This window comes from Luteimonas sp. BLCC-B24, assembly GCF_028550595.1.
Taxonomy (GTDB): domain Bacteria; phylum Pseudomonadota; class Gammaproteobacteria; order Xanthomonadales; family Xanthomonadaceae; genus Luteimonas.
In genome coordinates this window covers 1-12,824 of the sequence record NZ_JAQQGN010000011.1, presented here as the reverse complement: position 1 = coordinate 12,824, position 12,824 = coordinate 1, and the positions used below count along the sequence as shown (strand labels likewise).

General features: G+C 64.0%; 13 protein-coding genes. 3 read left to right on the top strand and 10 right to left on the bottom strand.

Going from position 1 to position 12,824, the window contains the following annotated elements; all coding sequences use genetic code 11:
* Positions 1-7: 7 nt before the first annotated feature.
* Both PQS31_RS16120 and PQS31_RS16115 read right to left on the bottom strand, forming a co-directional pair.
* Positions 8-1,021 (bottom strand): sulfite exporter TauE/SafE family protein, encoded by a 1,014-nt coding sequence (locus PQS31_RS16120; protein WP_272763855.1) that lies wholly within the window; start codon positions 1,019-1,021, stop codon positions 8-10.
* Between the two features lie 196 nt (positions 1,022-1,217).
* Complete coding sequence (locus PQS31_RS16115) at positions 1,218-1,571, bottom strand: FKBP-type peptidyl-prolyl cis-trans isomerase (RefSeq protein WP_272763854.1); 354 nt, start codon at positions 1,569-1,571, stop codon at positions 1,218-1,220.
* Positions 1,572-1,708: 137 nt separating this feature from the next.
* On the opposite strand from PQS31_RS16115, the gene chrA reads away from it, so the two are divergent.
* Positions 1,709-3,088 carry a chromate efflux transporter gene (gene chrA / locus PQS31_RS16110; protein WP_272763853.1) on the top strand — a complete coding sequence of 460 codons (1,380 nt, stop codon included), beginning with the start codon at positions 1,709-1,711 and terminating at the stop codon, positions 3,086-3,088.
* Positions 3,089-3,197: 109 nt separating this feature from the next.
* Here the strand turns inward: chrA and PQS31_RS16105 are convergent, their stop codons facing one another.
* The 6 genes from PQS31_RS16105 to PQS31_RS16080 all read right to left on the bottom strand — a co-directional run bounded on the left by PQS31_RS16105 (position 3,198) and on the right by PQS31_RS16080 (position 7,720).
* Positions 3,198-4,142 (bottom strand): hypothetical protein, encoded by a 945-nt coding sequence (locus PQS31_RS16105; RefSeq protein ID WP_272763852.1) that lies wholly within the window; start codon positions 4,140-4,142, stop codon positions 3,198-3,200.
* Between the two features lie 375 nt (positions 4,143-4,517).
* Positions 4,518-4,991 carry a hypothetical protein gene (locus PQS31_RS16100; RefSeq protein ID WP_272763850.1) on the bottom strand — a complete coding sequence of 158 codons (474 nt, stop codon included), beginning with the start codon at positions 4,989-4,991 and terminating at the stop codon, positions 4,518-4,520.
* Positions 4,992-5,226: 235 nt separating this feature from the next.
* Positions 5,227-5,478, bottom strand: a complete 252-nt coding sequence (locus PQS31_RS16095; RefSeq protein WP_272763848.1) for a hypothetical protein — start codon at positions 5,476-5,478, stop codon at positions 5,227-5,229.
* A 183-nt stretch (positions 5,479-5,661) separates the two neighbouring features.
* Positions 5,662-6,450 (bottom strand): alpha/beta hydrolase, encoded by a 789-nt coding sequence (locus PQS31_RS16090; RefSeq protein ID WP_272763847.1) that lies wholly within the window; start codon positions 6,448-6,450, stop codon positions 5,662-5,664.
* Positions 6,451-6,611: 161 nt separating this feature from the next.
* Positions 6,612-7,394, bottom strand: coding sequence for an SDR family oxidoreductase (locus PQS31_RS16085; protein WP_272763846.1), 783 nt, complete (start codon positions 7,392-7,394; stop codon positions 6,612-6,614).
* A complete protein-coding gene (locus tag PQS31_RS16080) occupies positions 7,391-7,720 on the bottom strand; it encodes a nuclear transport factor 2 family protein (RefSeq protein WP_272763845.1) in 330 nt (109 codons plus the stop codon). Before PQS31_RS16080 ends, PQS31_RS16085 begins: the two co-directional genes overlap by 4 nt.
* A gap of 97 nt (positions 7,721-7,817) precedes the next feature.
* Here PQS31_RS16080 and PQS31_RS16075 point away from each other — a divergent pair, with 97 nt between their 5' ends.
* Entirely contained in the window at positions 7,818-8,741 is a 924-nt protein-coding gene (locus PQS31_RS16075) for a LysR family transcriptional regulator (protein WP_272763844.1), read from the top strand.
* Between the two features lie 120 nt (positions 8,742-8,861).
* Here the strand turns inward: PQS31_RS16075 and PQS31_RS16070 are convergent, their stop codons facing one another.
* Positions 8,862-9,146 (bottom strand): hypothetical protein, encoded by a 285-nt coding sequence (locus tag PQS31_RS16070; protein ID WP_272763843.1) that lies wholly within the window; start codon positions 9,144-9,146, stop codon positions 8,862-8,864.
* Positions 9,143-9,517, bottom strand: a complete 375-nt coding sequence (locus PQS31_RS16065; RefSeq protein WP_272763842.1) for a hypothetical protein — start codon at positions 9,515-9,517, stop codon at positions 9,143-9,145. Before PQS31_RS16065 ends, PQS31_RS16070 begins: the two co-directional genes overlap by 4 nt.
* A gap of 553 nt (positions 9,518-10,070) precedes the next feature.
* Here PQS31_RS16065 and PQS31_RS16060 point away from each other — a divergent pair.
* Positions 10,071-12,479 carry a hypothetical protein gene (locus PQS31_RS16060; protein WP_272763840.1) on the top strand — a complete coding sequence of 803 codons (2,409 nt, stop codon included), beginning with the start codon at positions 10,071-10,073 and terminating at the stop codon, positions 12,477-12,479.
* Positions 12,480-12,824: the final 345 nt, after the last annotated feature.

The window sequence follows — 12,824 nt, the reverse complement described above, 5'->3', positions numbered from 1 at the left end:
ACCAGCGTCATGGCAGTGACATCGCCGCCTGCCGCCGGCGATGTGCGCCCACCATGCCCATCACCTTGGCGAACACCAGCAGCAATACGACGGTGAAGCCGAACGACCACAGCGTCTTCTCCCACGTGGGGCGCACGAGGTTGAAGTACGCAAGCTGGCCCAGATTGAGCACCACGATGCCGCGGAGCATCCATTCGTGGGGAATGCGGCGCAGCACCGCACTGCCCAGCGGCGCCATCAGCAGCACGACAGGGGCGGCGCACAGCCAGGTCTGCACCTGGAACGCGGTGAGCTCGCCCTGCACCAGCCCGCGCCAGGCGTAGCCGAGCACGCTCAGGCTCGCCATCAGCATGATGCTCATCTCGGTGGCGCGCTTTTCCTTCAGCGCGAACCGCGTGACCAGCAGCGTGTACAGCAGGATGTCGGCGCCGGTGCCGAACAGGCTGGCGCACAGGCCGCCCAGCAGCAGCACCACGACCGTGACCGCATGATCCCGCGGTTTCGCACCGGCCACCGCGCCGGCGTAACCGCGGTGCGGGCTGCGCAGATATACCAGCGCGAACGCGGCGATCAGGCTCAGGAACAGCGCCTGGATCACCGGCACACGCACGCCCTGCAGCGTCGCCATGCCGAGGATGAAGCCGAGAAACGCCACCGGCACCCACCACAGCAGCGGCCGGAAATCGGCTAGGCGCGAGTCCTTGCGCGAGAGGATCAGCAGACTGGCGCTGGTCATGCCGATGGACTGCACCATCAGGCTGCAATCGCGCGCCAGCACGCGGTCCACGCTCAGGAAGATGTTGAGCACCGGGAAGGCCACCGCGCCCCCGCCCTCCGGCGTGGCGCCGGCCACGAAGGCGCCCACCACCATCGTGGCCGGGTAGTACCAGTGCGCCGCCAGGAACGGCAGGCTGCTGTAGGTGTGGAACAGCGTCAGCAGCGTGACGCCGGCCACGCACAACCAGAGCGGAAAGAGCAGCCGTCGATGCGGCGACAGGGGCGGCAATCGAACACGCGACATCGATATCCAGCGCTCAGGCGACGGTAGGCCGATTGTCCGCAATGCCGCGGGCGTATGGCACAGGCGTCATCGCCGCGCGCGACCGGCGCCGCCTGCGCCACCGCAGTTCTGGCACGCCCCGTCGCAGCGCCCCACGGCGCTCGAGCTGCGCGAAGACGCGGCGCGGGTGCCGAAGCTCCCGCGCGCGCCTGCGACCTCAGGCGCCCAGCAGTTCCACGTCGAACTTCAGCGTGGCATTCGGCGGAATCACGCCACCTGCGCCGCTTGCGCCGTAGCCCAGGGCGGCGGGAATGATCAGCGTGCGCTGGCCGCCTTCCTTCATGCCCTGCACGCCCTCGTCCCAGCCCTTGATGACCATGCCGCCGCCGAGCGGGAAGATGAAGGGCTCGTCGCGGTCCTTGCTGGAATCGAACTTCGCACCCTGCACGCCGTTCTCGTACAGCCAGCCGGTGTAGTGCACGGTGACGTTGCGGCCGGGCTTGGCCTCGGCGCCGGTGCCGACGACGGTGTCCTCGTACTGCAGGCCGGACGGGGTGGTGGTGAAGGGCATGGTGGGTCCTTTCGAATGCGGAAACGAGGCGACGAGTTTAGCGGGCGGGTCGGGCTTGGCGTTGCCCGAAGCGTCTGCGCCCGCGGTCGCGCCGCACCTGACCTAAGCTGACGCATCTCCGCGCCTGAAGCCGAGCCATGACCCCGACGCCGCCGCCCGCCCCCGTCGTGCCCCTCGCCGCCGCGTTCCGGGTGTGGCTGCGGATCGGGTGGCTCGGCTTCGGTGGGCCCGCGGGGCAGATCGCGCTGATGCACCGGGAGCTGATCGAACGTCACCGCTGGATCAGCGAATCGCGGTTCCTGCACGCGCTCAACTACTGCATGCTCCTGCCCGGCCCCGAGGCCCAGCAGCTGGCGGTCTACATCGGCTGGCTGATGCACCGCACCTGGGGCGGCATCGTGGCCGGCGTGCTGTTCGTATTGCCCGGCGCGCTCGTGCTCGGCGTGTTGAGCGGCCTCTACGTGATGTTCGGCGACGTGCCCCTGGTGCAGGCGCTGTTCTTCGGCCTCAAGGCCGCGGTGCTGGCCATCGTGGTCGAGGCGGTGTTGCGCATCGGCAGGCGGGCGTTGAAGACGCGTTTCCTGGTCGGCCTGGCGGCGGCGTCGTTCGTGGCGATCTTCGCGTTCAATGTCCCGTTCCCGTTGCTGGTCGCGGCGGCGGCGCTGGTGGGCTGGCTCGCCTCGCGACTGGCGCCGTCGCTGATTCCGAAAGCCGCGCTGCAGAACGCGCACGACGACAGCCACTACGTCGTCGACGGACTGCTGGCGCGCGGCGAAGCCACGCATACGCAGCCATCGCTCCCGCGCGCCTGTGCGACCGCCGGCATCCTGCTCGCGCTGTGGTTCACACCGGTGCTGCTCGCCACACTGCTGCTCGGCAAGGACCACGTGCTCGCGCAGGAGGGGCGCTTCTTCAGCCAGGCGGCCGTGGTCACCTTCGGCGGGGCGTATGCGGTGCTGGCGTATGTGGCGCAGCGCGCGGTGGAGGACTTCGCTTGGCTGACGCCAGGCGAGATGGCCGACGGCCTCGCGCTTGCCGAAACCACGCCCGGCCCCCTGGTCATGGTGCTGCAGTTCGTCGGGTTTCTCGCGGCCTTCCGCTTCCCCGGCGGCCTCGACCCCTGGCTGGCCGCGGTGCTCGGCGCGGCGATGACCACCTGGGTGATCTTCCTGCCGAGCTTTCTCTTCATCTTCGTCGGCGCGCCCTATGTGGAAGCGCTTCGCCGCAACGCCGCCCTGCACGCCGCGCTGTCGTCGATCACCGCCGCCGTGGTCGGCGTGATCCTCAACCTGTCGGTCTGGTTCGCGGTCCACACGATCTTCCGTCGCACGCTGGTGTGGGAGGCCGGCCCGCTGCGCATCGATGCCCCGGTGTGGTCCACGCTGGAGCCCGGCGCCCTGGTGCTGGCAGCCGCCGCCGTCATCGCCACCGTGCGCTTCCATCTGGGCATCGCCTGGGTGCTGGTTGGCTCGGCCGTGCTGGGCGCGACGTACTGGGCGGTGCGTTACGGGCTGTAGGGCGTGTTTCGCTTTTCCTCGCGCTCATCCGCAGTCGAGCGCGGGCTGCGCCGGAGGGTGAACCTGACCCTGTTTTGACATCGGCGGGGAACCCGCTGTCCCTACCCTGCTACTCGCGATCAACCTCGACCGGCTCGGGCGCTTTCCACAGCCCCGGCATCGGCGCCCAGTCGCCCTCGCCCAGCACCGCCTCGACCAGACGCTCGAGTGGATAGCCCAGCGTGCCGAGCGCGGCGTCACGGCCGGCGTCCTTGCGATGGGCAGCGGCGGAGAACGCGCGGAAGGCGGCTTCGTCCTCGCGCGCGGCCAGTACCGTGATCGCGCGCGCCAGGTCGTAGGCCAGATCGACGCCGTCGCCCGCGGTGTGGAACGCCGCGCCAGACCAGAACGCCTGGATCGTCGTTGCGTTCCACCAGTCCGCGTGCCGCGCGGCCATCTCGTCGGGGCGATACAGCGCCAGCCGCGGATCAGCGAGCCGCGGCAGCAGCGTGCGTTCCACGTTCACCGCGAAGCCCTCGTGCAACCAGTCGGGCATCGGCAGATGCGCGAGCAAGGCATGCGTAAGTTCGTGGACCACCACCGCCTCGAGTTCGTCCAGTCCGTCGTGCCAGCTGGCAAAGTGGCCGTAACCGGCGTTGATGAAGACGCCACTCGACATGGGCGTCTCCTCGCCGTCGCGCGCGTACTCGGACAGGTAGGCGTAGTAATCGTCCTGACTGGCGAACACCAGCACCACGTGGCGGCCGTAGCCGCCATCATGGGCCAGCGGCCCGAGGCTGGCGCGGATGGCCCGCAGTGCCTGTGTGCAACTGCGCAGCACCAGCGCTGCCTCGCGCGGCGGTTGCGCCGACAACAGCAGGAAATCAGCGGTGCCGCTCTGCCGGTAATCGGCGGGCAACGCCGCGGCCAAGGCATCCAGCCAGGTACGAGCCGCGGCGTCGAAGTAGTCGTGCACCCACGCATCGGCGGCGTCGTCCGGAATCGCCGCGTCCATGGCCGGCCAGTCCGGCACCGGCAACGTCGTATCGGCACGCCAGTGCATCACGACAGACATGCGCGTGTCCGCGTCGTCTGCCGGTTTGGACGCCTGTGAAGCCACGCGTTTCGTTCCGAACAACCAACCGAGCATCTGTTTCGTCCCTGATTCCAAGTGGCGGTCTCACCGCGCCATTCACCCAAGGCGGCAGCCCCGGCCCCCAATCCACTGCCCGTCCGTTCGCCCAAGTCAACGCTGGCGTGGCGCGAGTCGATCCGAGTGTAGAACTCGCAAACCACGGATCCCAGCGCGCGCCACTCACTCGCTCGCGAAGATCGCGAACAGTGAACCAGGCATCGTTAGCTGCAGTCCGGACGTCACTTTGTAGTGAGGTGTCCACGAGGTGAGGTAGCAGAAAAAAACTGAAGCTAAGCAAGCCTGGCACAGCTATTCTCACTCGCGAACTGCGCCCGAGAATCGATGCATCGGGATGTCCCGATAGCGCTGCCGCAGCGATTCCGCTCGCCCAATCAATGTGCCCAATGTCACCCTCGGCCCCGCGCCGAAAACGCGAATCTCTTGGCTGCGCTCCCCACGGATCTGAATTGCCGAGATGAAGCACGCTCCGGACGTGGCATCTGCCCACAGCGTGATGAGCGAGTCCTTGCCTGACTCCAGCAGAACGTCGCCGTACGGTTGTCCGAACAGCTTAGACGCCGCTTGCGCGGTCAGATCACCCAACTCCACCAGCGAAAGGCTGTAATCAAGTGTGGAAGCACCATCGATCTTCTGACGATTCACCCCGATCACATCAGGCTCGAACGACACCTCGACTGATGCGGCGTACTCCGCGACGCTTAGATCCCCAGTTCCATCCGGCCTGAGCGCCTCCGCATTGATCTCGCCGTGATACAGATACTCCGCCATTGCCTCTCGGCCCCATCCGAACACCTCGTAGAGCGTACGAACATCCAAGGATTCCGGCGGGACGGAATGTATTGTCGCGACCCTCATTGCGGTCATTTGCATCAACTCGCATGTTGTCATCATGCATCTCGAAACTCGGACCAAGCGCCAGCGTCCGTGCAAAACGCAGTCTGACCCCATTTGTTTTTCCAACGGTGCGGGCGCACCACTGCACAGGCACGCACCGCATCAACGGTCACACCAAAGGCGCGGGATCTACGTGCGCCGGGCGTGACCGGGTGGCCTCGACCGAGATGGGATAGACCTGCTGGGAAATCGTCGTGAGCAACTGCTGGGTGGCCTTCTGCTCACGGATGAGTTCGCGCAGCAGCGGCTTGATCCCGAAGATCGCGAACGGCACGAGAATCCACAGAATCGCAAGCAGCCCGACGAACAACATCCACACGAGACCCAGCGCCGCAATCCCTGTCCCCAGTTCACTGGTCATCCGTTTCCCCTAGTGAGCGCCGGTGTGGCGCGATCGGGTTTGAGTGTAGGGCTTGGCGATCAACGGGTGTCATCTCGCATCGATTCGCTGACTCGCAAAAAGTGCGACAAGTGAACCTGGCACCTTGACTCGCCGCGCTCTGCCCGATGGACCGGCCCCAGCCGGTCCATTGCGGCGTCGCGATCACTCGCCCTGGCGCACGCCCCGCGCGGCCTGGTCGATCACGTCGGCGACCACGCGCGGCTGGGTGTAGAACAGCGCGTGGCTCGCGGAGACGCGGGTGATTCGGGCATCGATGCGCTCGGCCATGTGGACCAGCATGGCCTGGTCGAAGGCCTTGTCTTCGGTGGCGATGACGGCCCAGCTGGGCTTGCTGCGCCATGCGGCCTGCGTCAGCGGCGTGGCGAAGGCCGACATATTGATCGGCACCTGCGCGTCGCGGAGGAACGCGGCGTCGGCATCGGTGGTGTCGTGCGCGAAGCCCGCCTTGAAGCGGTCGGGCCGGACGATGCCGAAGCCGTCGGCCGACGTGTCGATGACGAACTCGGGCGTCGGTGCGAAGCCGGCGTACTGCTGCGCGGTGGTCTCGCCGGCATCGGGCGCCAGCGCCGAGACGTAGACGAGCGACGCGACCTTGTCGTGCACGCCGGCCTCGGTGATCACCGTGCCGCCCCAGGAATGGCCGACGAGCACCGTCGGGCCGTCCTGACGGTCGAGCACCCGGCGGGTGGCGGCGACATCGTCCTCGAGCGAGGTCAGCGGGTTCTGCACGATCGACACGCGGTAGCCACGGGCGGTCAGGTCGTCGTAAACGGGCCGCCAGCCGGCACCGTCGGCAAAGGCGCCGTGCACCAGCACGACATTCTTCGCTTGCTGGGGCGCGGCGGGCGTCGCGCGGTCCGCCGCATCGGCGGCGGACACGGTGCCGGCAGTCAGGGCGGCGGCGATCAGGGCGGTCTTGAGCATGGACATGGCGAGTCTCCGGTCGGGTCGGGCGGTAGCGGATGGGTCTTGCGTGGAGCCAGTGTCGACCCGGACGCAAGACGCGCGGGCATCACGCATCCAGAAAACTTGATCCTGCGTCCGAAGTGCGTGGTCGGCTGCCGCGGGCGACGGCGACAGCCGGCGTCGCGTCAGGCGACGGGTACGGTGCCACCGTCGATCGTCACCTCGCTGCCCGACATCGCCGCCGCGCGCGGCGAGATCAGGAAGGCGATCAGGTCGGCGACCTCGGACGGCATCGCCGGCCGGCCCAGCGGAATGCCGCCCAGCGCGTCCATGACCCGCTGCCGGGCACCGGCCAGATCGGTATCGGCGCTGGCGGCGATCGCACCGAGGAAATCGGCCGTCGCCTCGGTTTCCACCCAGCCCGGCGAGACGCGCAGCACGCGCACGCCCTGCGGCGTGACCTCCTTCGACAGCGCCTTGCTGTAAGTCGACAGCGCCGCCTTGGCCGCCGCATAGGCGATGGTGGAATCGTGCAGCGGCAGGCGGTGCTGGATCGAGGTCACGTGGACCACCACGCCGGCGCCCCGCGCGAGCATCTCCGGCAGCACCGCGCGATCGGTGCGCACGGCCGCCATCAGGTTGAGGTCGAGCGCCCTGGCCCATTCGCCGTCATCGAGCCTGGCAAAGCCGCCCGGCGGTGCAGACGAGCCGCCGACCACGTTGACCAGCGCGTCGATGCCGCCGAGCGCACTGCGCGCGTCGGTCACCGCACGCTCGACGCCCTCGGGCGTCGCGAGGTCCACGGCGAGGTACTGCACGCCGTCCACGGGCGCTTCGGGCCTGGACCGCGCGGTCGCCACGACCCGCGCGCCCAGGCTGGCCAGCAGGGAGGCGACGGCAGCACCGACACCGCGCGTGCCGCCAGTGACCAGCACGCGCTGGCCGGCCAGTTGCAGGTCGAAACTCATGGCGCGATCTCCAGTGCGGCGATCCGGCCACGAGCCAGGGTGAAGGTGTAGCGCAGGTTCACCGGGCTGCCGGGGAACGCGCCGGAGACGTGAGTGGTCACCACGTACGCCCCGCCGTTCTGGGCCAGCGCGAGTGGCCGGGCGACGTAGTCGTACTTCGTGTCCATCGCCGCCTTCCAGTCGGCGATCTGCGCCGGACCGCTATGGGTGCGGCCCTCGTCCCGCACCACGCCGTCGTCGTTGAAGCAGCGGGCAACGGCCGCACCGTCCTGGCGGTCGGCCTCGAAGTAGGCCGCGATGGGTTCGGGTAGATCGAGTGTGTGCATGGCGCGCTCCTGTCGGGTGGAGGCTGCATGCTGGGCCGCGCGCATCGTGCCGTGAATCACCTACTATCGAATCAGGCCATGTCGAAAACGGTGCACAATGCGCGGGTCCGAATTCGCCGAACTCCGGGCCTTCTCGGCCGTCGTCGACCGCTCCAGTTTCGCCCGCGCGGCTGACCACCTGGGCCTGTCGCGATCGGCCCTGAGCCAGACAATCCGCCAGCTCGAAACGCGCCTGGGCGTGCGCCTGCTCAACCGCACCACGCGCAGCGTCTCGCCCACCGAGGCCGGCCGTCGCCTGCATGCGCGCATCGCGCCGATGCTGCGCGACATGGACGAAGCGGTGGCCGAGGCCATGAGCACCAACGCGCGCGCCGCAGGCACACTGCGCATCAACGCCTTCAGCATGGCCGCCGAGCGGATCATCGCGCCGCGGCTGGGCCGCTTCGGTCGCGCGCACCCGGACGTGGTGCTCGATATCGTGGTCAACGACGGGCTGAGCGACATCGCCGCGGAAGGATTCGACGCCGGCATCCGCGTGGGCGGGCGCCTGGAGAAGGACGTCGTCGCGGTGCGGCTCACGCCCGACGTCAAGCTGATGGCCGTTGCGACACCCGAATACCTCGCGCGGCACGGCGCACCCGCCACACCCTCCGACCTTGCCCGCCATGCCTGCATCAACTTCCGCTTTCCCGGCAGCGGCCGGATCGCCGGCTGGGAATTCATGAAGGACGGCAAGCACATCGAGTTCTACGGCGAAGGCCCGGTGATCGCGAACCACCAGAGCCTCATCTCGGCCGCGGCGGTCGCGGGCCTGGGCATCCTCTACACCTACAGCGACGACGGCATCGCCGAGGCCCTGCAGGGCGGAAGACTCGAGCGCGTGCTGGAAGACTGGTCGCCGACGGTGCCGGGCCTGTACCTGTACTACGCCAACCGCCGCCACATGCGCCCGGCCCTGCGCGCCTTCATCGACTGCCTGCTCGATCGCGACCTGCCCGCCGCAGGTGCGCCGGCCGCCTGAGCCGCGAACAGTGAACCTGGCACAGTCATTTGTGTCACAGCGATCGAAGACGCGGCGACGCCGAGTAGCGCAAACGGGTGACAGGGCAGCGCGGCGGCGCCGCGCTGCCCTGCTCCATCCTCAATGCACGTGCGTTGCGCTGCGCCCGTCAACGCCGCCGGCATGGATGTACGCCGGCGGCATCTCGCGCACCCGGGTGCTGGCGTCCGGCTCGGCGCCGAGCACTTGCGCGTTGACCTGTCGGATCAAGTCCTTCATCTCGTCCGCCCCTTCGAAGATCGCCGCGCCGATCACGGTGATCGTGCCGTCCGCGACATCGGTACCGCCGGCGGCCATCAGCAGATCGCCCTGCGCACGCAGCAGATCGAGCAGCCGGTCGGACTCGTCCAGCTGATCCAGCGTCATGCCGAAGTCGAATTCTTTTCGGCCCTCTTCTTCGCCACCCGACTCACAGGCTCGTCCTCGCCCCCGTCGTCCTCGTCTTCATCGTCGTCATCAGCCTCGGCACGCGCGGCACCCGCTTGCGTCTTCTCCTGCAAGCGGGCCGGCCAGGACACCGTGTCCAGCACCTGCCGCACCTGTTCGGCCAGCAGTTCTAGGCACCCGGCCAATGCGGGGTGGTCGATCTCCGGGCCGTCCTCTTCCTCGTCCACGCGTGGCTCCGCCAGGCGCGACAGGAACTCGATGTGCTGATGCAGCTTGCGCAGCCGGAACTGGCCGTCCTCCGGCAGGAAATAGCCCACTTCGCCGCGGTCTTCCGTCGTCAACTTCGACATCGTCGTCTCCTCATTCCCTGAAGTGCCCGTCCACGGACGCGGACGGGAAGTCGGGAGGTTAGAAACCGCTGCAAGCCGGCGGGCGTATTTCCCCGAAGGGTGTTGTATTAGCCGCCCTCCCGACGCAGGCATCACGTCGGTCCATGCCCGCGAGTGCACGGGCACAAAAAACCCACCGGTTTGACGGAGGTGGGGACCGCTTGCAGAGGAGTTTCTACGCTCCTTGGGATCGAGTCTGCTACGAGGCGCGCGGAGACGTCAAGGCCAACGGCGTTGCGATCCGGACGTCAAGTTGTAGGACTTGTCCGCGAGGTGCGCGAGCCAAAACTTTGGCAGCGGGCCAAAGCATTTATTCGGCAGAAGTCAGCAAGTGGGACTTGGAAAGCGCACTCTGGCCCCTGTTCTTGGACCCCTCTCTTGGCGGTGGGGGCGCCTACGTGTCGCCCTCGCCCCAGCGCGCGTAACCCTAGCCGCTGGAGCGCCTCGTGTGCTAATCATGCTTGAGCGACGCAAGAAGAAAACGGCACTCTGACCCTCGATTCCGGAATTTCGCATGGCCATTGGATCGATCACCCAAAAGCTACGCCCCTTACGGCTCGCATTCCTTGTCGATCCGGCTAACACCAAAGACATCATAAGATCCATAAAGCTTAGCTCGATTTTTTGGGGCGGATCACTCAACCCTATCGTGCCATGCTATCCATCCCGCGCGCCAAAATCATGGCGCACGATACCTAACCGCCGCAGCGTGAAGGCCAGAGAAATATCTGACGGTTTTATCTCAGAATTTGATCCAGACTTCATTGTACCGGTTAGTGCGAATACTGAATCCCTGTATTCAGACAATAGAAATCGATTAATATCCCCAGACAATCTTATCGGAGAAATGCTTGAAACAGGAACTCCGAATATAGGGGTCGGTATTATAGAGCTAATTCACCACCTACTTGATAAAGATTTTAAATTCAGAAGAAAGGACGATCTAAGCGTAGTTATTCCAAAGACAAGCGAATCTCATGAATTATTTTTATCTAGCGTTTTCGGAGCCTGGCCATCCGAGGTTGCCGATTGGATAACAAAAAATTTATCAAGCTCCCTCCCGATTATTGAGCCAAGCTGCGAATTATTTGGTTTCGAAAAAATCTTAGGAACAGAAAATATTTTCCCCAGGCGAATCGGGTTACAAAATATAGAATACTACCCAGGAAATCCATGCTTATTCTTCATGGACGCAACTAGCAACTTAGATGTCATAGATTACTGGAACTTGAGAGCAGCCGGAAATCATGTCGTGCCCATCCCCGCCCAGGCCGCCACGTCTTCCCACCTAAAAAAAATTGCCTCAGATTTTATTGATTTTAATAATAGTCCTGAACCAAACAGTTTCCCTCGAACGACTTTGCAAGTCGGCAGGTCATTCGATGACGACACGGGCGCAATATCTTTTATTAATTCCATCTTGACTAACAATGAAAAAGAAACGCCCGCTCCGGCAAAAATATCGATAAGGCATTGGTACCCACGGATATGGCAGCGCAGAATGCGCGACCACTCAGAAGAAAGCGTCTCAACTTTCTACGCGAATGACAACGAAACGCCTCTGAGTGGCAATATCGACAATGTCGACTTAAAGCCAGTATCACCCGAATTCCCAAACTGGGGCCATTGGGGCGCCTACCCCGGCTTCGCCAACGACGTCTCCTATCGGCTTTACGGGTGTAGCATTCCTATGGCAGAGGTCTTGCCGGACGGGAGCCCAGCACTTGCACAGCAATTTGGGTACTCAGCGCGAGAAGCCAGGCTCTCAAAAGGAGGCCTAACATACTGCCTCTCCAGTCACGAAAAGCGAATCACCCTTAGAATACCGCAAGCCGATAAATTTATGCTCGCTTGGCTTCGAGATTGCGGGTGGAAAGTTGATTTATCCTCTCCCGGGTTAATAGCGACTCAAATGTTAAGAAGCCTAGGTGGGCCAGATGGACTGCATACCATCTCATCCATCTCTCTGCTTAACTTACTTGACAGACATTCATCTGAAAAACGAACCCATGACTCGCCAGAATCACCCAGAGCACCTAGATGGATCAAGGAAAAAACACTTCATGCACAAGCAAAGAAGATAATCAGCAGTGAAGGCCTCCGCTTTGAGCCAATTCGATTTGTAAGCCGATTGATCGAGGGGAATGTGATCGGCCTCGGTCTTGAGCTTCGGTGTCCCACGTGCCTAAGATGGATGTGGAAAGCAGTGGACAACTTGAGCGCGAAAGTCGAATGCGAACAGTGCCTAAGTATTTTTAGCTTGGCTAGCGCTCGCCCAAATGAAAGAGAATGGAGTTACAGGCCGATTGGCCCCTTTAATGTCAGAGGATTTGGCGGCGGCGCCTACCCAGTTCTGCTTACTTGGAAATTTTTTTCAAGTATCGGCATGCGAAGAACCACTCCACTTTTAAGTTTTACAGCGGAGAAGGGGGAGATCAATTGCGAGGTTGACTTAGCTTTGCTGTATGGAGACGGGATATGGATCACTCCGAAGAGCGAGCTCATCTTTGCAGAATGCAAGGCTTACGACCGGATACGATCAAAGGACGTTTCAAGACTTGAGGAGATCGGCGCAGAATTCCCCAATTCAATACTCGTGATTTCGAAATTCAGCGAGACCCTAGAAAAATCTGAGATTAGATTGCTGAGCGCGATGGTTGCACGCCAACGCCGCGCGCGACTCCGCGGAAAAGCCAGCTGCCGGCTAATAGTACTCACAGCCACAGAGCTCTTCGCGAAATGGGGGGCGCCTGAATGCTGGAAGGGGAAAGGGGGGCGGTTTGAAGGTCGGAACCACTTCCACTCACTGTCCGAACTTGCGGAAACCACCCAAGAGATTCATTTAGGTGTCCAGCCGTTTTATGACTGGATCCGAGAAAAGAGCAAAACACAGCGTCGCTCGGTAAGCGGCGGATCCGCGTAGGATAGCGTCGTTACCCGCACTTCTAATACCCACACGTCGCACGCCCATCCATCAGCATCAGCGCTTTCGTGCTGCACTTGTGGCACATGGTCGCGAACGGCGGGAAGCTCGCGCCGTCGCTAGTAGGCGAACAGGGGTCAGAGCTGAATTTTACGCAGATCTATAAAAGACAACTCCAACCCCTGTTTTCATCTGCTACCGAGCACAACATCGCGCTCGACCGCGAGCAAGAATGCGTCCGCCCGCGAACGCGAGCAGTGGCTGATCGTGACCTGCCCCCAGTAGCCGTACCACGAGTTACTGGGAGAGCCCGGGGTTGAAGGGTACTTTGGGTTGGTGGGTTTG